22 protein-coding genes are annotated in these 25,168 nt (G+C 47.4%); 21 read left to right on the forward strand and 1 reads right to left on the reverse strand.

What is annotated here, in order from left to right:
• Positions 1-3 precede the first annotated feature (3 nt).
• From pilM to BM049_RS07735, 16 genes are all read left to right on the forward strand, one after another.
• Positions 4-1,053, forward strand: a complete 1,050-nt coding sequence (gene pilM / locus BM049_RS07660; RefSeq protein WP_091530130.1) for a type IV pilus biogenesis protein PilM — start codon at positions 4-6, stop codon at positions 1,051-1,053.
• Positions 1,046-1,591: a hypothetical protein gene (locus BM049_RS07665; RefSeq protein WP_091530132.1), complete on the forward strand. Its 546-nt coding sequence runs from the start codon at positions 1,046-1,048 to the stop codon at positions 1,589-1,591. Before pilM ends, BM049_RS07665 begins: the two co-directional genes overlap by 8 nt.
• The gene (locus BM049_RS07670) at positions 1,588-2,136 is read left to right on the forward strand and encodes a hypothetical protein (protein WP_091530134.1); all 549 of its coding nucleotides are present in this window, start codon (positions 1,588-1,590) and stop codon (positions 2,134-2,136) included. Before BM049_RS07665 ends, BM049_RS07670 begins: the two co-directional genes overlap by 4 nt.
• Positions 2,137-2,626: 490 nt before the next feature.
• Positions 2,627-4,018, forward strand: coding sequence for an MATE family efflux transporter (locus tag BM049_RS07675; RefSeq protein ID WP_091530136.1), 1,392 nt, complete (start codon positions 2,627-2,629; stop codon positions 4,016-4,018).
• A 395-nt stretch (positions 4,019-4,413) separates the two neighbouring features.
• Entirely contained in the window at positions 4,414-6,558 is a 2,145-nt protein-coding gene (locus BM049_RS07680) for a bifunctional metallophosphatase/5'-nucleotidase (protein ID WP_218147229.1), read from the forward strand.
• 815 nt (positions 6,559-7,373) lie between these two features.
• A complete protein-coding gene (locus BM049_RS07685) occupies positions 7,374-8,636 on the forward strand; it encodes a tetratricopeptide repeat protein (RefSeq protein ID WP_091530139.1) in 1,263 nt (420 codons plus the stop codon).
• Positions 8,637-8,677: 41 nt separating this feature from the next.
• Positions 8,678-9,247 carry a ReoY family proteolytic degradation factor gene (locus BM049_RS07690; protein WP_091530141.1) on the forward strand — a complete coding sequence of 190 codons (570 nt, stop codon included), beginning with the start codon at positions 8,678-8,680 and terminating at the stop codon, positions 9,245-9,247.
• A 27-nt stretch (positions 9,248-9,274) separates the two neighbouring features.
• The gene (locus BM049_RS07695) at positions 9,275-9,622 is read left to right on the forward strand and encodes a nucleotide pyrophosphohydrolase (RefSeq protein ID WP_177188639.1); all 348 of its coding nucleotides are present in this window, start codon (positions 9,275-9,277) and stop codon (positions 9,620-9,622) included.
• 65 nt (positions 9,623-9,687) lie between these two features.
• Complete coding sequence (locus BM049_RS07700) at positions 9,688-10,896, forward strand: CCA tRNA nucleotidyltransferase (protein WP_091530192.1); 1,209 nt, start codon at positions 9,688-9,690, stop codon at positions 10,894-10,896.
• Positions 10,897-10,917: 21 nt separating this feature from the next.
• Positions 10,918-13,818: a helicase C-terminal domain-containing protein gene (locus tag BM049_RS07705; protein ID WP_091530144.1), complete on the forward strand. Its 2,901-nt coding sequence runs from the start codon at positions 10,918-10,920 to the stop codon at positions 13,816-13,818.
• Positions 13,819-13,895: 77 nt separating this feature from the next.
• Positions 13,896-14,369 carry a cell wall elongation regulator TseB-like domain-containing protein gene (locus BM049_RS07710; RefSeq protein ID WP_091530146.1) on the forward strand — a complete coding sequence of 158 codons (474 nt, stop codon included), beginning with the start codon at positions 13,896-13,898 and terminating at the stop codon, positions 14,367-14,369.
• Between the two features lie 31 nt (positions 14,370-14,400).
• Positions 14,401-15,696 (forward strand): asparagine--tRNA ligase, encoded by a 1,296-nt coding sequence (asnS, locus tag BM049_RS07715; protein WP_091530149.1) that lies wholly within the window; start codon positions 14,401-14,403, stop codon positions 15,694-15,696.
• Positions 15,697-16,164: 468 nt separating this feature from the next.
• Positions 16,165-16,881 (forward strand): DnaD domain-containing protein, encoded by a 717-nt coding sequence (locus tag BM049_RS07720; RefSeq protein ID WP_091530150.1) that lies wholly within the window; start codon positions 16,165-16,167, stop codon positions 16,879-16,881.
• A 23-nt stretch (positions 16,882-16,904) separates the two neighbouring features.
• A complete protein-coding gene (gene nth / locus BM049_RS07725; protein ID WP_281242212.1) occupies positions 16,905-17,573 on the forward strand; it encodes an endonuclease III in 669 nt (222 codons plus the stop codon).
• Positions 17,574-17,658: 85 nt separating this feature from the next.
• The gene (locus tag BM049_RS07730; RefSeq protein WP_091530153.1) at positions 17,659-18,915 is read left to right on the forward strand and encodes an aspartate aminotransferase type Ic; all 1,257 of its coding nucleotides are present in this window, start codon (positions 17,659-17,661) and stop codon (positions 18,913-18,915) included.
• Positions 18,916-18,927: 12 nt separating this feature from the next.
• The gene (locus BM049_RS07735; protein ID WP_091530155.1) at positions 18,928-19,257 is read left to right on the forward strand and encodes a YtxH domain-containing protein; all 330 of its coding nucleotides are present in this window, start codon (positions 18,928-18,930) and stop codon (positions 19,255-19,257) included.
• Positions 19,258-19,748: 491 nt separating this feature from the next.
• Here the strand turns inward: BM049_RS07735 and BM049_RS07745 are convergent, their stop codons facing one another.
• Positions 19,749-20,180: a DUF2188 domain-containing protein gene (locus BM049_RS07745; RefSeq protein ID WP_091530159.1), complete on the reverse strand. Its 432-nt coding sequence runs from the start codon at positions 20,178-20,180 to the stop codon at positions 19,749-19,751.
• A gap of 91 nt (positions 20,181-20,271) precedes the next feature.
• Between BM049_RS07745 and BM049_RS07750 the strand changes: the two genes are divergently transcribed.
• The 5 genes from BM049_RS07750 to BM049_RS07770 form a co-directional block, all read left to right on the forward strand.
• On the forward strand, positions 20,272-21,105 hold the full coding sequence (locus tag BM049_RS07750) for a methyltransferase domain-containing protein (RefSeq protein WP_091530161.1): 834 nt from the start codon (positions 20,272-20,274) through the stop codon (positions 21,103-21,105).
• A gap of 296 nt (positions 21,106-21,401) precedes the next feature.
• Positions 21,402-22,427 (forward strand): D-alanine--D-alanine ligase family protein, encoded by a 1,026-nt coding sequence (locus BM049_RS07755; RefSeq protein ID WP_091530164.1) that lies wholly within the window; start codon positions 21,402-21,404, stop codon positions 22,425-22,427.
• A gap of 91 nt (positions 22,428-22,518) precedes the next feature.
• On the forward strand, positions 22,519-23,694 hold the full coding sequence (gene queG / locus BM049_RS07760; RefSeq protein ID WP_091530167.1) for a tRNA epoxyqueuosine(34) reductase QueG: 1,176 nt from the start codon (positions 22,519-22,521) through the stop codon (positions 23,692-23,694).
• A 1-nt stretch (position 23,695) separates the two neighbouring features.
• Entirely contained in the window at positions 23,696-24,205 is a 510-nt protein-coding gene (gene trmL / locus BM049_RS07765; RefSeq protein WP_091530169.1) for a tRNA (uridine(34)/cytosine(34)/5-carboxymethylaminomethyluridine(34)-2'-O)-methyltransferase TrmL, read from the forward strand.
• A 439-nt stretch (positions 24,206-24,644) separates the two neighbouring features.
• The coding region (locus BM049_RS07770) for a LysM peptidoglycan-binding domain-containing protein (protein WP_143079470.1) at positions 24,645-25,168 on the forward strand (524 nt) is incomplete at its 3' end.

Raw genomic sequence — 25,168 nt, forward strand, 5'->3', positions numbered from 1 at the left:
GTCATGCTATTCAGCTCAAAACCCTTATTATATCTTCAGCTGCTGGATCACAGTCTGCGTTATTTAGCTCTTGATCCCAAAAATCATTCAGTCGTTGACAAAGATGAGATCGTCTTTGATGCGACGATCACAGAAGACGGCAAAATAACGAATGCCGGCTTGCTGGAGACCAGACTGGATGCTTTAGTTAAGGAGAAGAAATGGAAAAATGCCAAAACACATCTGTTGCTCCTGAATGATTTTGTCACTGTGAGAGAAGAGATGATCCCCGGTCAACTGACTCCTTCCGAGGTGAAAGAGTATTTATCCCTACATATCAATCAGTCGATCCGGTTACCTTTTGAACACCCCGTTTTCGATTTTGAAATCACCGAACAAAGCGATGATAAGCAAAAAGTCGTGATCCTCGCTTATCCCGGTGAATATATCGAACAATACAAGGCGATTTTACAAAAGGCCTCCTTAAAACCGGCGGTAGCTGATATTCCTGCCCTGTGTTTTTACCGTCTAGCCGATCAGCAGAATCTCATAGACAAAGAGCCTGACAATCATACCCTGCTGTTAGAGTGGAACCCGATCGATCTGTCGATCATGGTGTTCAATCAGGACAGCCCGAGATTCAATCGGCATTCACGCTCGGCTCGTTTGGCCGATTCCTGGACGGTAAGTCAAAACGGCGAATGGCTCTGGAAAGATTCTGAACCAGAGCTGGCTGATATGCTGGATGACCAGTTGAATGGTTTGGAACGCTTCCTGGACTTTTACCGTTATTCAGTCCTGGATGGCGAAGGGACGGTCACAGACATCGTACTGACTGGCTATTATCCAGAGTTAACTGAACTGAAAACCCGGTTAGAAGAACGCTTCGATGCCAAAATCCACCTGCTTGACCTGCCTGGAACGATCGGACAGCGCTTCAGTGCGCTTCATGGGTTGTCGATCAAAGAGGGTTCAAATAAACGAAAAAAACAGGATAAATCTGCAAAAGGTAAGCAAAAATCACTGCGTGGCAAGAAAGCATCCCCAGGCAAGGAGGGCATCGTTCATGATTGAGGTCAATTTTTTTGAGAAAAAAGCGATCAATGTCCTTCCTTATATTCTGGCCGGTATCTTCTTTATTTTCCTTGGATTGATAGGCACCTACTTTTATTATACCCATGCGGCCTATTCGAATCTTGAACAGGACAACTCCCAGTGGATTCAAGTGAACGCGGAAGAGGTGGGGTTATCCAGAGAGATAGAAAGTTTGGATGAGTTAGCCAGTCAGGCTGCCCAGGTACAGGAGAATTTGGATCAAGCCCGATTCCCTATGGTTTATGTGACTGAAGATTTATCGGCAGCTGTATCCAATGAAGGTCAGCAAGTCGCTTCTTTTCAGTTGAATGATGCCGATCAGGCGATTCTGTTACTCGAAAATACAGAAGTGACTGAGGCAGCCGCCATCATTGACGACCTTGAAGCGCGTTCATATGTCGACCGTGTCCAGTTCCTGCGTCTGGAGAGCCAGCAAGCCGAATCCGATCAGTTCCTGTTTGAATTAACTGTCGACTTAGATGTCGAGGCCTTGCGTGAGGAGGCACGATCACAATGACGATGAAATGGACAAGAGAGACCTTTCTCGTGACGTTAACCCTGATCACGATCCTCTTTGGCTTCTTCTATTATGGTAATCTGTATTTTGTCGAACCAGTCAGGCAGGAAGCTGAGCTGAGAAGCCAGCTTGTCAGCGACCAGCAAACGGTTCTGGCGGCGTACCCGCCGGAAGAAGCACGGCTGACTGAGTATGAAGCCAGTTATTCAGAGACAGAGACCTATCTGCCTATAGGGGACAGCGCCAATGAAGCCATGATTACGTTGGAACAATTGGCCTTGGATGAAGACGTCAGCTTATTGACCGTTTCCCGCTTGAGTGACGGTGAAGCCGTTGATGGTCTGCCGGCGTCTTTCGTGAAAAACGTCTATCAGGCTGAGGTGTCAACCGATGCACCGGAGAATTTTCGCCAGTTATTCAGACAATTGACGAATGAAGAACGGGTCTGGAACCTCACTGCCTTTTCCTATGAGAAAGAAGGCGGAAACAGTTATACCGGCACCTTCATTTTTGAACTGTTTTATTACACAGAATCGACCGAATAGAATAGAAAAGTCAAACAGCGGATCCCGTCACCAAACGGGATCCGCTGTTTTTTGGTGTATTCGGGACAAGTGAGCCTGGAAAGGGTGCTCACTTGTTCTGCAAAGCGCTATTCGGTGCAAGTGAGCATGAAAACGGGCGCCACTTGTCCCGCTAAGACGTTTTCGGTACAAGTTTAGGCTAGATCAGCAGGCAGTTGTTCCAAATAAACAGAAAAAAGTGCTTTTTAAGGCTGTGCATACTCGCACGCCTGCGAGTATGGTCATTACTGAAGCTGAACAACCAGAACATGACACTTTCCAGACTTTTACATATAGCATTTCCTAAAGAAGTCAGGTATCATGGTTAGGTTGGTTTAGCTGAACTAATATATCAGTCTGAATATACATAAAATAAAAGAATGTAAGGCATTCTGTCCGACAGGAAGGTGATACTTCCAGCCTTAATCTTTGGACGGAGTGGAGTCATTACTTAGAGATAAGGAAGTCGATTATGAAAAAGAATAAAATGGGCATCATGCCCGTCAATAAGCTTTTGATCAGTATGTCACTGCCGATGATGCTGTCTATGATCGTGCAGTCGCTTTATAATATCGTCGACAGTATTTTTGTTGCCCAGTTGAGTGAGAATGCACTGACGGCCGTGACGCTGGCCTTTCCGATCCAGAACCTGATGATCGCGATCCAGGTGGGGACGGGGGTCGGTATGAATGCGATCCTCTCAAGAAAGCTGGGAGAGAACCAGTTTGAAGAGGCGAACAGTGCTGCCAGTAACGGTGTCTTTTTGTCCATCATCCATTATCTGTTCATCCTGGTGCTGGGGCTGACGATCGTACCGTTCTTCTTCAGAAGCCAAACGAGCGATCCGGAAATCCTGGCCCAGGGTGAAGTGTATCTGCGCATCATCATGATTTTTTCTTTAGGCCTTTTTCTACAGGTCATTTTTGAAAAACTGCTCCAGGGGACCGGTAAATCCGTGTATTCCATGTGGATCCAGGGGTCCGGAGCCATCATCAATATCATTTTAGACCCGCTCTTTATTTTCGGCTGGTTCGGGTTTCCGGCCATGGGCGTGACCGGTGCGGCCGTGGCGACCGTCATCGGTCAGACGATCGCGGCACTTATTGGTATCTTTTTGAATTACTACAAGAACGATGAGATCAAACTGCAGTACACGAATTTCCGACCGCATCTGGATACCATCAAGCGCATCTATGTGGTCGGGGTGCCGTCAGCCATTATGATCGCCATCACCTCAGTCACGATTTTTTCACTGAACAAGATCCTGATGCAGTTTTCGCCGACGGCCATTGCGGTATACGGCGTGTACTTCCGCCTGCAGAGTTTCGCCTTTATGCCGGTGTTCGGTCTGAATAACGGCATGATCCCGATCGTGGCATTCAACTTTGGGGCGCGTAACAAGGAACGCATCAAAGAAGCGATCCGTCTGGGTATCCAGTATGCCACGGCGATCATGCTTTTGAGCCTAATCCTGTTTCAGTTCTTCCCGGTCGCACTCCTTGATCTATTCAATGCGTCGCCGGAGATGCTTGAGATAGGGATACCGGCTATGCGGATCATCAGCCTGAGTTTCCTGTTCGCCGGCTTCAGCATCATCGTGAGTACGGTGTTCCAGGCATTCGGTCGGGGGATGTTCGGACTTTATGTCTCGATCACCCGTCAGCTGGTCGTTCTGATCCCGCTGGCCTTTCTCTTTTCATTAACGGGACGAGTGGAGGCCATCTGGTGGTCTTACCCTTTATCTGAACTTGCGTCAGCGCTACTATGTGTATACTTCCTGCGCGTGATCTACAAGACCTACATCGATCCGCTGCCGGATGAACCCTTGATGCAAAACAATGTGAACAGTGAAGCAGCAGGATAATTTAAAGGCGGTCAGGAAAGTTATTTCCCGATCGTCTTTTTATAATATAAAAATAATCGGATAACCCGCCGGCGGCCTCCCGCAGTTGTTTTAATGTACCAGAATCAGGACCTGGCGTGCTTTACTTGTAATATATTTCACTTACATTAAAAAACACTAATTATCTAATGTAATCGCTTTCTTTTATGCTATTATAGAAAAACAGTACAACAAATTTGGTGGACCTTAGTTTGAGGTTGAACAATGCTCTTTCACTATGCTTTTGTTTGCCTTCTTTCTCTGGAAAATCATAAAGGGGCGTGGTTGGTTGCTTTAAGTCAGGGTATAGTTTTCAGGTGGAACAGATCGTCATTCAGATAGATTATAGTTAGTAAAAAACAGGAGGATAAGTATCTATGACAAATAAGAATAGAATCGCCAAGAAACTTGGCTTGCTTACATGCGTCACTGTAATGGCTTCACTTTCAGCTACACTGCCTAATGAGGCTTATGCAGCGGAAGAAAACACCAAACTAACGATCGTCGGAACAACTGATTTACATGGGAATATTTATAACTGGAGCTACGAGAACGGCGAAGAAGTAGAAGATATGGGAATGGCAAAGGTTTATTCTGTCATTGAAGACATTCGTGCCGAAAATCCGAATACGCTGCTTATCGATAACGGCGATGCGATTCAGGGAACGATACTGACAGATGATCTGTACAATACGGATCTCAGCTTAACTAATCCGGTGATCGATGTCATGAACTTTATGGGGTATGACGCCATGACGCTGGGCAACCATGAATTCAACTTTGGTCTGGATCTGGTAGATAAAATAATGGACGAAGCAGAATTCCCTATACTGGCAGCCAACATTAAACACAAAGAAGATAACAGTTACTTTGCTCTCCCTTATACGATCGTCGAAGTGGACGGGATCGATGTCGGGATCATTGGCTTCACGAACCCTAACATACCAAAATGGGATGGACCGAAAGTCACCGAACTGGAATTCGAAGACTTTTTAACAGCGGCTGAAGCACCTATGCAAGAGTTGAATGAACAAGCCGATGTCATCATTGCGTCTTCTCATTCGAGCTATACAGGTGGTTATGAAGAAACCGGGGGCTACATAAACGATGATGCTCAGAAAATACTTGAAGCTTATCCGGAAATCAGTGCCCTCCTAGTTGGACACAGTCACTCAGCCGTAGAAGAAATGTACGACGGCACAGCTGTTGGTGGAGCAATCGATGCCGGTGAACAGGTCGTTCGTTTTGACCTGGAGATCTCTCAAGAGGGTGAAGAGTACACGGTTGAAAGCAGCACGGTCGATTTGATTTCAGTGGAAAGCTATGCTGCATCTGAGGAACTGAAAACATACGCTGCAGAATACCATGCCAATACGCTGGACTTTTTAGATGAAGTCATCGGACAAGCTTCTGGCGACTTTGTTCCAGAATCAGAAGTGGCAGGCATTCCGGAAGCGCAGCTGCAGGATACTGCAGTGATCGACTTGATCAACAATGTTCAGCTTGCAGCAACCGGAGCAGACGTGGCAGGTGCCGCCCTGTTCAACCGTGACTCAAATCTGGAAGCCGGCGATTTATCCTATGCTGATATTTTTGATATCTACAAATACCCGAACACATTAGTCGGGGTCGAAGTGACAGGGGCCCAGCTGAAAGAATATATGGAATGGTCAGCAGACTACTACAACCAGTATACTGAAGGCGATGTCACGATCAGCTTCGATCCTGAAATCAGAGGCTATAATTACGACATGTTCCAGGGCGTCGATTACAAAGTGGACATTTCTAAGCCGAAAGGTGAGCGCATCGTTGATGTGATGTTCAACGGTGAACCACTGGAAGACGATCAAGTACTGAAACTGGCCATCAACAACTACAGATACGGTGGACTGTCAGGAATGGGTATCGTGACAGAGGACCCTTACTTTGAATCGGATCCGAAATCTCTGAGATCCTATATCGCTGACACGATCAGAGAAGCCGGCACCATCGACCCTGAAACAGACAACAACTGGGAAATCGTCGGCGCAGACCTGGATCATCCTTTAAGAGACTATATCATTGCAGAAGTCAACGCAGGCAACATCGAATTACCTGTTGCTGAAGATGGCGGAAGAAGCTTCAATTCAAAAGCATTGAATGTGTATGAACTGATCGATAACGGTGTCATTCCTGAGTCCGTACTGATCGAATACGGTTTGATCGAGGATCCTGAAGCACCAGAAGATGAGGAAGAACAAGAAGAAGAGGAAGAAGAAACAGAAACACCTGAAGAAACTGAAGAACCAGTAGAAGAGGAAGAAGAGCAGGAAGAAGATAAAGAAGATGACGAGAAAGATACAGACAAAGACTCTGATTCTGACAAAGATACAGACGACGAAAAAGATTCAGATAAAGATTCTGAAGAAGAAGGTGAACGTCTGCCTGAAACGGCTACCGCCACTTGGACACTTGGCCTGATCGGTTTAGGAAGTGTTTCCCTGGGTTCAGCAGCTCATTTCTTCAAAAAGAAAGTCAAGTAAGATATGATTCATAGAAAAATCGGAACAGCATGATCCGATGCCCCCTCAAAGTAGATGGTCGAAGGAGATCAACTACTTTGAGGGGGCTTTATGTGTTTTTTTAAAGAATGTGTCAAAGTATTAGTTATATGATTTTTTTGACTCTACCGTGGTTTATCAAAGTGTTTCTTTCAGGCACCAGCCTGAAAGATCCCTATCTTAAAAAGCTGTATGATTCGATTGATAGAGAGTGCCTGAGAGAAACTATGACGAACTCACATTGTTCTTTTTATTTGAGTGGTTAGTATGCGTTTTTGTTGGACAGACTCATTGATCTTTTTACTGGAGCAGGCAATAATGAAGGGGTGTAGCGACCGCTCGAAATATCGAAATGGCTGAGTCGGCTGAAAAAGGGGCTAGTTTTGACCACTCGAGGTTACTTTCAGTTCCAGAAGGAAGGAGACGCCCTGTTTTCTGACTTCCCGAAATCATAATCGCTCGGAGCGGGTAGAACTGACCTGATTTAGTGACCGCTCAGAGACACCGTTACAATGAGTCTGGCGTACTAGAGCGATTTACTGCCTGCTCAAACTTAATATCGGTTCAGCTGACCTAAGTTTTTTCACTCCTGCCTTCTCATTGCAAACCTGTTTTTCACTGGTGACTAAATGGCGCGATAGTCATCCGTTTGACCTAAAAAAACGTATCGTAGACAGATTTGCTTCTGGCTGCGTTTTCGATTTCTGCAAAGTTGGGAGCTGGTGACTTTTTTGTGAAATGCCGGTCTGTCTATGTTAAGATAAAAGAATAATGACGAGAAAAAGAGGCGATTTGAGATGTCCTATTCAACACAGATGATCGAAGCGATCCGGAACGAAGAGCTGGATCAGGCCCACGCGCTGCTTGAAAAAGCGATCGATGAAGATACGGAAGAAGAGTTGTATGCCCTGATCGAAACCTTGTATGACCTGGGCTTTTTAGACGAAACGAAACAAATTGTCACCCATCTGCTTACGCAGTTTCCCGATGAGGATGGCCTGAAACTGACGTTGGCTGAGATCGCGATCGAAGAAGGCAATGAACTGGAAGCTTTTGAATGGCTGGATCAGGTCGATGAATCGAGTCCTTACTATGTTCAGGCCCTTTTAGTTTCCGCAGACTATTACCAGACGCTTGACCTGCCGGAAGTCTCCAGACAGAAGCTGCTGCTGGCAAAAGAACTGCTGCCGGAGGAACCGGTGATCGACTTTGCCTTGGGCGAACTGCTTTTTGCCAGCGGCGAGTATAAAGAGGCCATCGGCTACTACGAAAACCTTCTCACCGGTCACCATCTCGAGTTTGCCGGAACGAGCATTCACGGACGGCTTGGGAATGCTTACGGCGCGATCGGTGATCTGGACAATGCGATCGACTACATGGACGAAGCCGTCGAGATGCAGGAATCGAGCGACCATCTGTTCCAGCTCGGATACCTTTATTATCAGAAAAATAATTACACACGCGCCATTGAACTTTTCAACAAGGTCAAGGAACTCGACCCGAGCTATACGTCTGTGTATGTGTATCTGGCGAAAGGGTATCTGGAAGAACATGACGAAGACAAAGCGCTGGAAGTCGTTGACGAAGGGCGCTATTATGACAAGGAGAACCCGCTCTTGTACAGTATCGGTGCGGAAGCAAGCCTGGCTAAGGGCGATGCCGAAGCGGCCGAAGACTTTTACCGAAAAGCCCTGGACCGTGATCCCGAGAACCTGTCTATTACACTTCACCTTACCAATCTGCTGATCGAGCAGGAACGCTACGGCGAAGCCCTGTCCCTGATGGAAATGAAGCTGGAGACCGGGGAAGAAGACCCGCAGCTTTTCTGGAACAGCGCCAAGGCGTATAATATGGAAGAAGCGTATGACAAGGCCCGCGACAATTATGAAAAAGCTTATTATTCCTTAAAGGATACACCGGCTTTTGTAAAAGAATATGCGCTGTTCCTTCGCGAAGAAGGCGACAGGGAAGGCTTTATCAGAGAAGCCAAGCGCTATATCGCCTTGAATCCGGATGACCTGGAAGTCGTCGAGTGGATTAAGAATGAAGAAAGCTATTAATTTTGGTATACTGTTAATAAGGAAAAAGGAGGGGAGTATCCATGTATAGTCGTGTTCAGTTAAAAGACAAGAAAAAGTTTCTGAAGTGGTTCTTGCAGCGCTATCAGATGAAACGCAGAGAATCGATGTGGATCTTAAACTATTTACTCAATCATGACATTGTCTTGAATAAAACGAAATTCGTTGAAGAAGCGAATAAAACTCCTCGAGGCATTAAAATGGGAACGGTCGGCACGGATGAGGAAGCCTTCCGTTTTTACAAGGACGGACAGGAATTCGATCACCCCGAACAGGCCTTTCACGAAGTAAGGCTCAACTGGCATACTGACCTTTACGTTGAACTATTGTTTCAGGAATCCTGGCTGTCTCCGGAATATGCGGAAGTGCTGGAAGACAATCCCTATGCGAAGTGGAATGACCGCATGCCGGATGAACTGGATCAGCAGGTGGATGAAGCTGTCGACAGTTTTTACCTGCAGGAACAGAAACAACAGCTTTTGGAGGATATCGATCATGCTCTTGAAACAGATGATCGGGAAGAATTTTACGAACTCACAGAATCGCTGAAAGATATCGAAATGAAACTTGAGAATGAAGTATCCCCTTCATAAAACCAACGGACTGAGGAGAATGAGTGTATGACAGATATGCAAGACATGCAGACCCGAGTGGATGATTATATTGGCCAGTTCAAAGACGGTTACTTTTCTCCTCTCGTTCAGTTGGCACGTTTATCTGAAGAAGTCGGTGAACTCGCCCGTGAGGTCAATCACGTGTATGGCGAGAAACAGAAAAAGCCCAGCGAGCCGCATAAGCCGATGGAAGAAGAAATCGCCGATGTGCTGTTCGTTCTGATCAGCTTATCGAATTCACTGGATATCGATCTGTCCGAAGCCTTTCATTTGACGATGAACAAGTTCGAATCGCGCGATAAATACAGATTTGAACGCGTGGATGGACAGCAAGGTTCCGATGCACCAAGTTGAGAAATAAAGGAGAGAAAGAACATTAGCGCCAGTTTTCTATTGAGCGCTGGATGTTCGACACTATGATGAAAAATGTCCCGATCACAGGGGAATTTAAAAAAGCTTTGCCTGTTCTGGAAACGATACAGGCTGCCGGCTTTGAAGCGTATTATGTGGGCGGAAGCGTCCGCGATGCACTTTTAGGCAAGGCAGTCAATGATGTGGATATCGCCACGTCAGCTTTTCCTGAAGAGATCAAGCAGCTTTTCACGAAGACAGTTGATGTAGGCATTGAGCATGGCACGGTCATGGTTTTGCTGGAAGGCGAAAGTTATGAGGTCACAACATTTAGGACCGAATCGACGTATCAAGATTTCAGACGTCCTGATTCGGTCACTTTTGTGCGCTCGTTAAAAGAAGACCTGAAGCGCCGTGACTTGACGATTAACGCCTTTGCCATGGACCAGACCGGTGAGATCCAGGATTTCTTCGGGGGCGAGCAGGATCTCGACAACCAGGTGATCCGCGCGGTCGGAAAAGCGGAGGAACGCTTCAATGAAGACGCCCTGCGCATGATGCGGGCGGTACGGTTCGCGTCCCAGCTGGGCTTTTTCCTTGAGGCCGATACTTTCTATGCGATCGTTGCCAATGCCCCATTGCTGGAAAACATTGCCGTGGAGCGCATCCGGGTGGAGTTTGTCAAGATGGCGATGGGCAAACATGTCAGACAAGGCTTTGCCGGCTTTGTGGAAACACGTCTCTATATGTACTGTCCGGGCCTCCTGCATGCCAAAGAAGCCCTCCGGAACTTTGTTAAAGTGAAAGAGCCGATCAAAAGCGAACGTCAGGTATGGGCGCTGCTCTTATATCAGCTGGGTATTCAGGAAGAAAAAGAAGCGCGTGCTTTTTTGAGACACTGGAAACTGTCCAACAAGCTGGTCAATGAGAGTGCCGATCTGCATCAGCTGCTCTTGTACCGCATGCACTACAGTCAGTCTAATGAAACAGTCTACCGTTATACGAAAGAGCTGGCACTGGATGCGGAGACCTGTCTGTACCTGCTTGATCTTCCCTGCGATAAAGAAGCGGTGGAAGAAATCGATGCCCATTTGCCGATCCATTCAAGGAAAGAACTGGACGTCGACGGCAAGATCATTATGGAAACAACGCGTCAGCGCGGCGGAAAATGGCTGGGACAAGCCCTTATCGCTGCCGAGCGGGCGGTATTGAAGACGGAGATACCCAACGATACGAAAGAGATCCTGGCGTATCTGAAGCAGAATGACTATATTTAGCGGAATGAGAGGAGGAGACAAATGAAGAAAGACCAGTTATATGCCGTCGTGGATATCGAAGCCACGGGTGCCAGCATCGGCAGGAATGAACGGATGATCCAGTTTGCCTGCGTGCTGGTCAAAAACGGCGAAGTCTTGGAAACCTTTGATTCATTTGTCAATCCTTCAAGGAAAGTCAGCAAGCTCATCCGCGATCTGACCGGTATATCCCTGAAAGATCTGGCGACGGCGCCTTACTTTGAAGACATTGCCCAGTTGATCCACCGGCTTTTGGAAGACACGATCTTTGTGGCTCATAATGTCAATTTCGACTATGCATTCTTGAACGAGTGCTTTGAACGCATCGGCCTGCCGCCACTCACGATCCCGGCCATCGATACGGTCGAGCTGGCCCAAGTCCTCTTTCCCAAAGAAGACAGCTACCAGTTGAAAGAATTGACGGCCTCTTTAGGGTACGCCCTTAACAACGCCCACAATGCCTTGTTCGATGCCCAGGCGACGGTTTATCTGCTCAACAGACTGGACGAGCGTCTTTGCAGCCTGCCTTTAGTGACGATCGAAACCCTGGCGCGCTTATCTGAAGCGACCACGGCAGACACGTCGCTCTTTTTCAGACAGGCTTTGGATGAAATGAAAGAAGAGCCGTCTGATCTGGATGACTCGCTGGTCATCATCGACGGTCTGGCTCTGAAGAAACCCTTTACTCAGAACGAACAGGACACCTACCGTGAAAAACATACATATCCCTATAAAGATGATGACAAGCTTGCCCAGATGGAAGCTGTGGGTCTGGAGTACCGCGAAAGCCAAAACCTGATGATGAATACGGTCTTCAATTACTTCAAGCAGAAAGAGCCGGAATATGTCCAGTTCATCGAAGCGCCGGCAGGCCTTGGAAAAACGTTCGGGTACCTGTATCCGAGCCTCTATATCGCTTCACCGGATGAAAAGATCGTGCTGTCGACCTATACGAAACTGCTGCAGCGCCAGCTGGTCGAGGATAGTCTGCCGCAGCTTCTGGATGTGCTGCCTTTTGACAAGGCGGTGGCTTTGATGAAAAGCCCGAACCACTACCTGTCTTTGTCGGCGTTTTACACGAAACTGAAAAATGTGGAAGCCGGGGATACAGAAGCGGTCTTCTGCATGAAGCTGCTGGTATGGCTCACAGAAACAGATGAGGGGGACCTGGAAGAGATCGGTTTAGGCAAGACCCTGCATCATCCGTTCTGGAATGAAGTGAAAAGTGTGCCGGATGCCAAGCTGCAGTTCAAGCAGTTTGAAGACGTGGATTATTTGGCACGGCGGGAAAAGCGTCTGGATCAGGCCTCTATCCTGGTGACGAACCATGCCTATCTGTTTTCAGAATGGCAGCGACAGCCGGACCGCTTTGCTGATGCGAAACTGCTTTTAGATGAAGCCCATCATGTGCCGGATGTCCTGGACCAGAATGCGACGGTGAAACTGTCGACAAGATCCATCACCAATGAACTGAAGCGTCTGGGTTCCAGGGAGAAAGAAGAGACACTTCTGCATGACTGTCAGCAGCTTTTACCTTCTGACAGCATCAAGGATTATCAGCTGGATACGCTGCATGCGACCGTTCAGCTGTTTTCTGAAGAGTGGGAACTCTGGAGCCGAAAATGGATCGACTGGCTGATTCATTCCGGTTCTTATGATGACCGGGTCGTGGAATGGAAAGAGAAGACGCTCTACTATGCCCAGCTTCCTTTAGATATCAAGCGGGATACGAAGTTCCTCTTTGGCAGTCTGGAAGAGCTGGTGTACGTGGGACGTCAGCTGACGGACGCCTTAGATACGACTGAAGGTATGACCAGCGCGGCTTCGAATGGGCCGGCTGATCCATCGACTAGTGAAAGAAACAGTGACAGGACGGGGATCAGTCTGACGCAAAAAGAAAAACGGGTGTTGTCCAAGATCAAAGTCATCCTGGATCACTTTGAAACGGTGATTGAACGGTTCAATTATCTGTTCTTAACGGGGAACACGGCCAATCAGACGCGTGTCCGGTTCTATTCGAAGAACCCGCTGTCGACGCTGTCCTTCTTCCGTTTTGATCAGGCGGTCAAAGAAAAGCTTCTGAAGCAGTTCAATGCGCAGGAGCATCTGATCCTGACCAGCAGTACGTTGTCTGTCAATGACTCGGTGTTTTATTTGCAGAAACAATTGGGGATCGAAAACAAGGAACTGACTGTGTATCCGTCGCCTTATCATTATGACCAGCAGGCCAAGCTGTATGTCACGACGGATGTCGATACGCATGTGAATGAAAAAATGAGCGTGTCGGTGACCTTTATCACGGATCAGATCGAACGGGTGCTGAGTCAGACGGACGAGAACTGTCTGGTCCTTTTCCGTTCGCATGACATGATTCAGCGTGTATATCAGGCGCTCAACCGCCGCAGTCATCTGAAAGACAAGACGATCCTGGCACAGAACATCTCTGGAAGCGCGACAAAGATCACCAAGCAGTTCAAAAAGGCGAAACAAAGCGTACTGTTAGGCTCTGACAGTTTCTGGGAAGGCGTCGATTTCCCTTTAGATGAACTGAAGATCGTCATCATCACCAAGCTGCCCTTTGATTCGCCGGACATGCCGATGGTGAAAAAACGCCATCAGGAACTGCGTGAGCGCGGCGATAATCCCTTCGTGCATGATGTCCTGCCGCGTGCGGTCATCAGGTTCAAGCAGGGACTGGGCCGGCTGATCCGCAGTCAGGAAGACAAAGGCGTCTGGATCGTTCTGGACCGCCGGATCGTTGAGGCAAGCTATGCTTCTGTGTTTTTGAATTCCCTGCCGGGAGATCTGGAAGTCCGAGAGCTTCCTTTAAATCAGATCATCGCAGAGGTGTCTGCTTTTTTCAAGACAGACAAACCGGATGATGACGCCTCCCTTAATTCTTGAAAAGCCTTATTTATTTATCGGGGCCAATTTGATATACTGAGAGAGTTGATTAGGAAAGAATAAAAGAGGAGCACAAAGTGAAGAAAGTTATTATAGGACTCGTACTGACACTCAGCGCAGTCATCGTCGGGGCCATTTACCTCTATCAGAGTGCCCACGCACCGTACGCTCAGGCTGAAGACGAAACGATCACTTTTTTGTCTGAGAGGACAGATCTCGATCAGATCGAAGATTTTTACTGGTATAATGGTGAAGTCACGACCTTTACTGTCAGAGGATCCAATGAAGCTGAGGAAGAAAAACTTTATATGGTCCAACCCGAAGGTGGAGCGATCGTGACCTTCGATGCTGAAGAAACTGTTTCAGAACAGCAGGCACGACGAGCGACGAGAGAAGCACGAGAGCCCAAACGCATTCTGAATGCGAAGATCGGTTTGATGAACGATACACCCATCTGGGAAGTCACATATAAAAACGAAAACGATCGGCTGGGCTATTACATCATTCATCTGCAGACTGGTGAATGGTTGCGGACCATCGATAATATTTGATTGAAATTATTTAGGTGAAGGAGACTGCACAGTGAAGAAGATACAGATTATAGATTCAAAAAAACATGTTGGTGAAAAGGTTAAGATCGGTGCCTGGGTCGCCAATAAACGTTCAAGCGGCAAGATCGCTTTTTTGAGCCTGCGTGATGGTTCGGCCTTTTTCCAGGGCGTTGTTGTTAAAAGCGAAGTAGACGAGCGTGTATTCGAACAGGCTAAAAGTCTGACGCAGGAAAGTTCTGTCTGGGTCACAGGAACCATTTCAGAAGATGCCCGTTCAAAATTCGGATATGAAATACATATCGAAGACATTGACGTCATCAGTGAAGCGGTCGACTATCCGATCACACCCAAAGAACACGGCACAGAATTTTTGATGGACAACCGCCACTTATGGCTGCGTTCATCAAAACAGCATGCCATTATGCATGTCAGAAATGAGATCATCCGTGCAACGTATGAATTTTACAACAAGGAAGGCTTCGTCAAGATCGATCCGCCTATTTTGACCGGCAATGCGGCTGAAAATACGACGGAACTTTTCCAGACCAAGTACTTTGACCGTGATGCCTTTTTATCACAAAGTGGTCAGCTGTATATGGAAGCCGCAGCGATGGCTTTAGGACGCGTCTTTTCATTCGGACCGACCTTCAGAGCGGAAAAATCCAAGACCCGTCGTCACTTGATCGAATTCTGGATGATGGAACCTGAGATGGCCTTTATGGATCATGATGATTCTTTAGAAGTTCAGGAAAAATACGTGGCGTATCTGGTACAAAGCGTGCTGGACAACTGTGATCACGACCTGGATATTTTAGAACGTGACAAAGACCTATTGAAAAAATACACAGAACTTCCTTACCCGCGTGTGAGTTACGATGAAGCGGTGGAACTGCTGCAGAAAAATGACTTTGATGTGACCTGGGGCGAAGACTTCGGTTCACCGGAAGAAACCTTTATCGCTGAGCAGTTCGACAAGCCTGTCTTCATCGTCAACTATCCGAAAGCGATCAAACCGTTCTACATGAAGCGTCATCCGGAACGCGACGATGTCGTCTTATGCGCCGACATGATCGCTCCTGAAGGCTATGGTGAAATCATCGGCGGCTCTCAGCGTGAAGACGACTATGAGCTTCTGCGTCAGGAAATCGTCGACTTCGGCTTGAACGTGGATGATTACGAATGGTATCTCGATCTGCGTCGCTACGGCAGTGTGCCTCACTCAGGCTTCGGTTTAGGCCTGGAGCGTATGGTGACATGGATCAGCGGCACCGAACATATCCGTGAAGCGATCCCGTTCCCACGTCTATTGAACCGCATTTACCCATAGAACGACTAACTACACGACTGTGAAATGAGGATTGGGACTGGCTTCCAGTCCTTTTTTCATAGTATCTGAAGTGGAATGCTCTGCTTTCTTGTGAAAAGGGAGAAGTGGCGGAGTACTAGAATGATGTTTGCCCTTCATGATGAAAAGTAACGTGCGAAGGGCACATTTCGAGAGATATCTGCCCTCTATGTAAACTTTTGCTGAGCGAAGGGCACAAAAGAGCGATATATCTGCCCTTCAGAAGAGCAGTCGAAGCTTGAAGGTCACAAAAACACGGTTTATTTGCCCTTCATGAAAGAAACGGCAAGACGAAAGGCAGAAAAGTCCCGGATATGTGCCCTTTGCACTAGGATTTAGGATACGAAGGGCACAAAAAGTAACCACTATTAACGACAAAAAGACGAGAAGGCATGCAATCGCCAGGCGATTGCTTCCTCATTGAATGCAGGGACTTGAAGGAGACTAACAATGAACAAGAATCCGCTATTTGATTGGATAAGTGCGGGAACGACGGCTGTTCCCAACTACTTACTGAAGCATTACACGAAAATCGGTCTGAACAACGACGACTTGGTCACGCTTCTTCACTTGCTTTCGCTGGTGGGAAACGGCCAGCGCTTTCCAGACAGTCAGCTGCTGGCCGACAGGTTGAACGTTTCACGGGAAGATGCCTTTAAGGCTATCCACAAGCTGATGAATAAAAAAGTACTGACGATCGAGACCCGGGCGGACGAAGAAGGTAAAACGGTCGATGAATTTTCCTTCGATCTGCTTTATGAGAAATTGTCTGCCCTCCTGATTCAGACGATAAAGGAAGAGGAGTCGGAAAAAGAAGTCCTGGCTTCCAAAAATCTTTATCAGCTGTTTGAGCAGGAATTCGGACGCAGCTTGTCGGCCATGGAGATCCAGACGCTGAACATGTGGATCGAAGAAGACCATTACCGGCCGGAACTGATCGAGATGGCGCTGCGAGAAGCAGTGCTGAACCAGGTCTACAGCCTGAAATATATCGACCGGATCCTTTTGAGCTGGGAAAAGAAAAATATCCGGACAAAAGAGCAAGTGGAAAAGGAATCGAAACGCTTCAGACAGAGCCAGTCTGCTGATGACACGAAGGAAAAATCCGATCCGGACGAAAAACCTGTGCCGATGTATAACTGGCTGAAAGACAAGTTTGACAACTAATAAGAGAAAGAGGAGAAATCAGTTTGGCAAAGTCACCGAAATTACTGTCATCAAGAGAAACCACAGAACTGATCGAAGCGATGGGCGAGCTGTTTCCCGAAGCGAAGGCAGAACTGACGCATAAAAATGCGTTCGAGCTCCTGATCGCTGTGATCTTAAGCGCCCAGACGACCGATGTCGGGGTGAATAAAGCGACGCCGCAGCTGTTTGCAGCGTACCCGACACCAGAGGCCATGATGAATGCCGACGTGAAAGATATCATGGATAAGATCAAAACGATCGGTCTTTACAGAAACAAGGCTAAATTTCTGAAGAAGTGTGCCACTCAGCTTGTCGAAGAATTTGACGGAGAAGTCCCGAGCACGCATAAAGAACTGCAGAGCTTGGCTGGCGTTGGCAGAAAAACGGCAAACGTCGTGATGAGTGTGGCCTTTGACGAGCCGGCCATCGCAGTCGACACGCATGTTGAACGCATCAGCAAGAAATTCAATATCGCTGACCCTAAAGCCACGGTGGTTCAAGTCGAGAAGACACTGATGGAGAAGTTGCCCAAAGACTTATGGAGTATCGCCCATCACCGGATGATCTTCTTCGGCCGCTATCAGTGCCCGGCCCGCGCCCATGATCATGACCAGTGCGTGCAGAAAGTCACCGAGATCATTGAAAATAACAGACAAGCTACTGAAAAGTGAAATTGATGTCTGTAACGTTTTCATAATTTTTGCATATACGTTATAATTATAGATATTAAGTTTATAGTTATGAAGGGAGCACCATATGAGTCAGAAAGAAACGCGTTTAGATATAGTGAGAGCTCAATACGCGCTCTATAAGGAACGTCCGCTGGATCTCACCATCGCCAGAGGCATTCCTTCAAAGAAACAGCTGAAATTGTCTGAAGGCCTGGTCAATGATGTGAAAATCGATGACTGGGTGAGCGAAGACGACATAGATATCCGCAACTATGGCGGACTGTATGGTATCAAGGAAGCCCGAGCGCTTTTCGGGTCACTGCTCAACACGACCGTTGAGGAGACCTTTGTCGGCGGCAATTCCAGCCTGCAGCTGATGTTTGCTGTTTTGAGTCATCATCTGTTTACAAAAGACAAGGCCTGGAACAAAAGTAAAGACCAGCCGGTGAAGTTCCTTTGCCCGAGCCCCGGTTATGACCGCCACTGGTTCATGCTGGAACACTTGGGAATCGAAATGATCCCGGTCGAGCTGACTGGAAACGGGCCCGATATGGAAGTCGTTGAAAAACTGGTTTCCCAGGACCCCTCGATCAAGGGGATGTTCGTCGTCCCGAAATACAACAACCCGACCGGTGAATCCGTCTCCGATGACGTGGTCGATCGACTGGCTGCCATGCACACGGCTGCAGATGATTTCCTGATCCTCTGGGACAACGCCTATGTGGTGCATCACTTGCGAGATGAAAAAGTGGAAGTCAAAGATATTTTTAAAGCGAGCAAAGCCGCCGGCAATCCGGACCGTGTCATTCAATTTGTGTCGACGTCTAAAATGACGCTGCCTGGAGCTGGCGTGGCCGCCATGGGTGCTTCGGTAGACAATTTGAAAGAGATGGCTGATCACTTCGGTAAACAGCTGATCAGTTTCGATAAGATCAACCAGAAACGGCATGTGGCTTTTCTAAAAGACAGGGAAACCATCGAGGCCCATATGGAAAAACATGCCGAGATCCTGGCACCCAAATTCGACTGGATCGAAGCGATTTTGTCCGCCTACTTCCACGGTGACCGGGAATCCTTCGTATCATGGACGTCTCCACAAGGCGGCTATTTCGTTCATCTGACGACGGACGAAGGCTGTGCCTCAAAAGTCGTCGAGAAAATGACGGACATCGGAATTTCTCTGACACCGGCGAATGCAGCCTATCCTTATGGCATCAACCCGCTGGACAACAGTATAAGACTGGCTCCAAGTTTTGCAACGCTGGACCATCTGGAGATCGCGATGGAAGCCTTGTGTGTCTGTATTGAAATGGTTACATTAGAAAAATATGAAAGTCTATAAGGAGGAGTTCATATGTCAAAAGCAAGTTTTGGATTAGGTGCAGCCCTGGGAGCCCTTGCCGGAGCCGCCGCCGCTTATTTACTCGCCCCGCAGTCCGGGCAGGAGTTTCAGGATGATATGAAGCTGAAAGTGAAAGAGGCTAAAAACAAAGCCATCATTCGCATGGATGAAGCGGTGATGGAAACGGAGATCTGGCTGGATCAGCAGCTGTCTGAACAGGACATCCGTAATCAGCCCGTCAAGTACGAACGGACACCGGATAATGTGGCAGACGCTCCCGTGCATGCCTATACTGATACAGATAACTATACGGAATCGCCAGATGTCTTTATCGAAGAATAACAAGAATGATGTTGAAGAGAGAAGCGCCATGCTTCTCTCTTTTTTTATGCTTTTGGAAGGAATCGGCGCCCGCCGATTCCTTCATTATAGATTTTTAAGGTATGTTCGGTCTATTCCTTAAGCAGAGACCCATGAAAAGACCGAATGCTGTGAAGTTCGGCTTGTTCCGACAGCTTATATCGCTGAATGAGCTGAAGATATAGGAGGTTCGGCTCATTCAAAAGGAGACGCCGGTCGATCAAGCTGAAGAGAGGTAGGTTAGGAGTGTTCAAAAGGCTTGGTATATTGAATAGACCGAAGATGGGCGTGGTTCGGTTCATTCATAGCTTAGAAAGTGAGGAATGCACCGAACTTGAATACATTCAGTGCATTGAATGTATTCTTTTCTCTGAACAAGCCGAACCTGGCGCAAAATGTCTTCAAATACAAAACAGCCTCGCCGAAACAGCATTAATAGCTGATCCAGCGGGGCTGTTTTAATAGACGAAAGTTTAATCCTGACGTTCGCCGTCTTTCGTGAAGCGGATGACGTTCGTGTCTTTATTATCGGCTATTTCTTTGGCCCGGTCGACGGCATCAGTCTTCTTCTCGAAGGTGGAGTCTGCGCGCTTGGCCTCTTTGGTCCGCACTTTCCACTCATCTTCTTCAAAATAGACCAGCACGTCGTTATCCAGAAGGTCAGCATTGGCTGATGAATCATGCTCGTCATCCTTGCTTGGGCGTTCGGCCTGCTTATAGGACTTCAGTTCTTCCTCCGAGGCATCGGCGGCCCAGTCTTTGGCCTGACTCGTCGCGATCGGGATCGCCCGGTCGTCGTCGTATCCTTCCTCAACGAGAGCATTCGCGATATCGATCGCTTTTTTCCGGACGACCTGATCAAGATTCTTCATTGAAGCAGGGTAATCGTCTAAATTCCATGGCATAAACGTTTCATCCTTTCATATTTGTTACTTTCGTTATATCATGAATAAGTAGAAGCGTCTAATATAAGCTATGAGAATGAGGGTAAAGCCGATGAAAAAAATAGATAAAGCCAAACTGTTTATTCTGGATCATCTGCATCTTTTCAGGTGTCCGGTATGTGAACGTTCTTTTGAAAAAATGGAAGGGAACCAGCTGGTCTGTACAGAAAATCATGCCTTTGACCTGTCTAAAAAAGGCACGCTCCATTTTTTACTGAAACCGTCCAAGTCCGAGTATTCAAGGGAAATGCTGCTTGCCAGACAGCGTATCGCTCAGATGGGTTTCTGGCAGCCTATGCTGGATATCCTTTATCCCCTGATCGAAGCCAAAGACGGCGTGACGCTTGATGTCGGCTGCGGGGAAGGGGCGCACAGTGCCTATCTGAAGGAGAAAGGGCTGCACGGACCCGTCGTTGCTTTCGATATCTCAAAAGAAGGCGTCAATCTGGGTGCTGCGACGTATGAAGATATCTTTTTCCTGGTTGCCGATCTGGCTCAGTCACCGTTTCAGGCAGAACAGTTCGATGCCCTGCTGAATATCCTGTCGCCGTCGAATTATGAAGAGTTCTATCGTCTGCTGAAACCGGGCGGTCAAGTCATCAAAGTGATCCCGGGTAAAGACTACTTGAAAGAGCTGCGGGCCTATCAGCCGGAAGAGAAGCGGACGTATTCGAATCAGGACGTTAAGGATAAATTCACGGATCATTATAGTGAGTCGGAAATACACCCTGTCCACTATAAGGTAGATCTGACGGACGAAGAAGTCAGTGATTTCCTAAAGATGACCCCTTTAGGCTGGAATATCAATGTGTCGGACACGAATACAGCGTCTCTAAAACAAATCACTGTGGATATGGAGATCCTTGTCGGAAATAAATCAAAATAAGCGTATGATGGAATAATCTTTCATGAATTTATAATCAATAACTTGTGTTTTATAAACATAAGTGTTAAGATGTACTTCATAAGCTATTTTGGTTCATTCGTTTTTATCAGTCATCCCATCAGAAGCTGATAAAAATCAGTGACAATCCAATGGCTTCATTAACGTACCGTTTCGCAGTGCTTGACACCGAGGCGGTACGTTTTTTTTGCGTAAAATCATGAAAATGAGTTAACTTGACTTCTTTCACCGGGGATGAATAGTGTATAATACGGATAGAACTGAAAAGGAGAATGAATATGGATATCGTTGTATTAGCAGGAGGCTACAGCCATGAGCGGGAAGTATCGATGAGCTCAGGCAGTTTAATCGCTAACGCTTTAATGAAAAACGGGCACCGCGTCATTTTGCTTGACCTTTATTTTGGAACGGATCAGGCAGCGACATTTGAAGAAGCCTACACTAAACTCAGTAAAGATAAGTATGAATACAAAGTAAGAAGACAGATCCCGGATCTGAATGCGCTTCGTGCGCAAAAAGAGAAACCGGATGAAATGATCGGGAAGAACATTATTCCGATTGGACAGTCCGCTGACTTGGTTTTCTTGTCCCTTCACGGCGAACTGGGAGAAAACGGACAGATTCAGGCAGTATTCGATCTGTATGACATCACTTATACGGGCACAGGCTACATAGGCAGCGCGATAGCCATGAACAAGATCCTGGCTAAGGAAGTGATGTCCCAGCACGGTATCAAGACACCCAAGTGGGAAGTGCTCAGTGAAGATCAGTCACCAAAGACGTCCGTTCCCTGCGTTGTCAAACCGGATGCGAGCGGATCAAGTATCGGGGTGTATCTGGTCGACAAAGAGGAAGATCTGGAAGCCGCGATAACCGATGCGAGAAAATATTCAAAAGATGTCCTGATCGAAGAAATGATCGAAGGGCGCGAGTTTTCGATCGGTGTTCTGGAAGATCAGGCATTGCCGCCGATCGAGATCATTCCAAAATCCGGTTTCTATGATTATGAAAACAAGTATCAGGCAGGCGCAACGGTCGAGATTTGTCCCGCTGAAATCAGTGAGGCACTGACGAAGGATATGCAGGCAATGGCTAAACGGGTCTTCAAGGCTTTGAGACTGGAATATTATGCACGTATCGACTTCATGGTGTCTGATTCAGGAGACATTTACTGCATCGAAGCCAACACCTTGCCGGGGATGACTCCGACGAGCCTCTTCCCGCAGGAGGCGGCGGCCGCCGGGATAGACTACAACAGCTTATGTGACCGCCTAGCCAAGCTTGCCGCAGACAAACGCAAGTAATCATTTTAATAAGTAAGTGTAGATCACTTGAAGCTGAAAACACCTGATTTCAATCGAAGCAATGGTGAAACAGAGAGAAAGGAGCAGTGAGATGAATCAGCAGTTAAAAGAGTTGATCAAGGCCAAGGCGAAAGAAATCGGGATCGATAAGATCGGCTTCACTCACGCCGAACCTTTTTACTCTCTGGAAGACAAACTCATTAAGCAGCACGCCAAAGGGCATCATTCCGGCTTTGAACATAAAGTTATCGAAGAGCGGATCTATCCTGAAAAGATTTTTGCGGAACCCAAATCGATCATCGCGATCGCACTGGCCTATCCGTCTAAGATGCGCAACAAGCCCCCGCGTGTGAAAGGTGAGCGCCGGGGAGAATTTGCCCGGGCCTCCTGGGGGACGGACTATCACTACGTCCTCCAGGACCGCATGGACAAGCTGATCGCCTACATTGAAGAGATCGCTCCCGGAGAAGTCGCCTTCAAGCCGATGGTCGATACCGGTGAGCTGGTCGACATTGCCGTTGCGCAGCGTGCTGGCTTGGGCTTTATCGGACGGAACGGCCTGCTTATAACGGAAGAGTTCGGGTCCTTTGTCTACCTTGGCGAGATCCTGACCAATATTGAATTTGAGCCGGATCAAGAAGTCTCGTTCGGCTGTGGGGACTGCACACGCTGTGTGGATGCCTGCCCGACGGATGCCTTATTGGGTGACGGCCGGATGAATGCCAACCGCTGTCTGTCGTATCAGACGCAGACCAAAGGTTACATGCCGAAAGAATACCGCCGCAAGATGGGTCACGTGATCTACGGCTGTGATATCTGCCAGATCGTCTGCCCGTATAACAAAGGCGTCGATTCGCATGTCCATGAAGAGATGGAGCCGGAGCCTTTCAATACCATGCCCGAGCTCAAGCCGCTCTTGACGATCTCCAACCGGGATTTCAAAGAGACCTTCGGCGATCTGGCCGGTTCATGGCGCGGCAAGAAGCCTCTTCAGCGGAACGCGATCATTGCGCTGGCTAATTACCGGGACTATTCAGCTGTACCGGATCTACTCAATGTCATCGACAATGACGTCCGACCGATGATCAGAGGGACCGCAGCCTGGGCGATAGCCACGATCACGAAAAAACGCCCCAATGAAGAGATCGTGACGTTCCTTGAAGAAGCCCTTTTAAAAGAGACGGACGAAGAAACCGTTACCGAATTTAAAGAAGCCATCGGCGAATTGAAAGCTCGGCTGAATAAACTGAATGCGAAGGAGAGTTAGTGTGACCAATCATATCGCTTTATTTGAACCACTCATCCCGGCAAATACGGGAAACATCTCAAGGACGTGTGCCGGAACGAACACCCAGCTGCATCTGATCGAACCGCTGGGATTCAGTACGGACGATAAACACTTGAAACGTGCCGGTCTGGATTACTGGGACAAAGTGGGTATCCACTACCATAAGAATCTGGAGGCGTTTCTGGAAGTCGTGGGAGAGAGCCCCTTGTATCTGATTTCCAAGTTTGCTGAAAAAGTGTATTCCGACGTTGATTATACGGATACGTCAAAGGATCACTACTTTTTGTTCGGCAAGGAAACGACGGGCCTGCCGAAGGAATTCATGCAGGAGAACCGCGACAAAGCACTGCGTATTCCGATGAATGACGAGCATGTCCGCTCATTGAATCTGTCGAACACGGCGAACATCCTTATTTATGAAGCCCTGCGCCAGCAGGATTTTACCGGACTTGAAAAGGTCCATACGTACGAGAATGATAAACTGAAGTAAATCAGATTTTAAAAGTGTCAGTTGCTGATTCCCTTTCTTTCCAAAGAGAGAAAGGGAGGTCATTTGCTGACGCTTTTTTATTACAGAAATACTATGTATAAATGTATGTAATGAGTCGCTCGAACAGTGGAAAATCATCAAGTCTCCGGTCATAAGCCATTCTACAAGGATAGGAGCAGATGTCTATTCACCTTCTCCTTCCCGGTACAAAGCTTTTTATAATGGATTATTACATTATTCACTCGAACTGACATATGCGTGTAAAGATAAGACAAATATAATACAAACCAGCTAAAAGGGAATGACAAAACGGCTCAACTTGTTTTCTTTTGAGTAGGACGTGGTAAGATACATACTGTTATAAAATCTTTCTGTAACATGATTAATACCTTCGTCTATATTTATATTAAATAAATGATACTTAAAGGAGATAAAATTAATGACTATCCACAAGAACACATGGTTAAAAGCAGGATTGACCTTGTCAGCAGCCGGCTTGTTTTTATTGACACCCGATTCAGAGGCAAGTGCGAGCCAAAAATGGGTCCCGCGTACTGTTCTGGAAATCGAAAAAGATATCACGAATGCAAAAGAGACTATGCAGAATAACGAAGAACCGTTTGCCTATACGGTCAAATGGGGAGACACGCTTTGGGGCGTGTCTCAGGCAACGGACATTTCTGTCGACAAACTGGCAAAAGTCAATGAAATCGACAACCCTAATCTGATCATTGCGGGCGCCACCGTATATGTCACTGATGACTTGTCTGTCGTATCGGTGCAAAATGACGAGGAAGTTGTCAGCTATGACGTATCTTCAGACGACGTCCAGGAAACTGAAACGCCAGAAGATGTAGAGAAAGCTAAAGAAGATAAAAAATCTGAGCAGAAGGTAGAAGAAGAAGCCGCTGCCCAGGCTGCCGCCGAACAGAAAGCTGAAGAAGAAGCTGCTGCCCAGGCTGC

The sequence above is a fragment of the Alkalibacterium subtropicum genome (assembly GCF_900112455.1).
In the GTDB taxonomy this organism is placed as follows: domain Bacteria; phylum Bacillota; class Bacilli; order Lactobacillales; family Carnobacteriaceae_A; genus Alkalibacterium; species Alkalibacterium subtropicum.

Bases quoted from the DNA above. Each gene is read 5' to 3' on its own strand.
- pilM (WP_091530130.1), top strand. From the start codon at position 4: ATGCTATTCAGCTCAAAACCCTTATTATATCTTCAGCTGCTGGATCAC.
- BM049_RS07750 (WP_091530161.1), top strand. From the start codon at position 20,272: ATGAAAAAAATAGATAAAGCCAAACTGTTTATTCTGGATCATCTGCAT.
- BM049_RS07745 (WP_091530159.1), bottom strand. From the start codon at position 20,180: ATGCCATGGAATTTAGACGATTACCCTGCTTCAATGAAGAATCTTGAT.
- BM049_RS07670 (WP_091530134.1), top strand. From the start codon at position 1,588: ATGACGATGAAATGGACAAGAGAGACCTTTCTCGTGACGTTAACCCTG.
- BM049_RS07755 (WP_091530164.1), top strand. From the start codon at position 21,402: ATGGATATCGTTGTATTAGCAGGAGGCTACAGCCATGAGCGGGAAGTA.
- BM049_RS07735 (WP_091530155.1), top strand. From the start codon at position 18,928: ATGTCAAAAGCAAGTTTTGGATTAGGTGCAGCCCTGGGAGCCCTTGCC.
- BM049_RS07695 (WP_177188639.1), top strand. From the start codon at position 9,275: ATGACAGATATGCAAGACATGCAGACCCGAGTGGATGATTATATTGGC.
- BM049_RS07705 (WP_091530144.1), top strand. From the start codon at position 10,918: ATGAAGAAAGACCAGTTATATGCCGTCGTGGATATCGAAGCCACGGGT.
- BM049_RS07690 (WP_091530141.1), top strand. From the start codon at position 8,678: ATGTATAGTCGTGTTCAGTTAAAAGACAAGAAAAAGTTTCTGAAGTGG.
- BM049_RS07730 (WP_091530153.1), top strand. From the start codon at position 17,659: ATGAGTCAGAAAGAAACGCGTTTAGATATAGTGAGAGCTCAATACGCG.
- BM049_RS07700 (WP_091530192.1), top strand. From the start codon at position 9,688: ATGAAAAATGTCCCGATCACAGGGGAATTTAAAAAAGCTTTGCCTGTT.
- queG (WP_091530167.1), top strand. From the start codon at position 22,519: ATGAATCAGCAGTTAAAAGAGTTGATCAAGGCCAAGGCGAAAGAAATC.
- BM049_RS07680 (WP_218147229.1), top strand. From the start codon at position 4,414: ATGACAAATAAGAATAGAATCGCCAAGAAACTTGGCTTGCTTACATGC.
- BM049_RS07685 (WP_091530139.1), top strand. From the start codon at position 7,374: ATGTCCTATTCAACACAGATGATCGAAGCGATCCGGAACGAAGAGCTG.
- BM049_RS07675 (WP_091530136.1), top strand. From the start codon at position 2,627: ATGAAAAAGAATAAAATGGGCATCATGCCCGTCAATAAGCTTTTGATC.
- BM049_RS07665 (WP_091530132.1), top strand. From the start codon at position 1,046: ATGATTGAGGTCAATTTTTTTGAGAAAAAAGCGATCAATGTCCTTCCT.
- BM049_RS07720 (WP_091530150.1), top strand. From the start codon at position 16,165: ATGAACAAGAATCCGCTATTTGATTGGATAAGTGCGGGAACGACGGCT.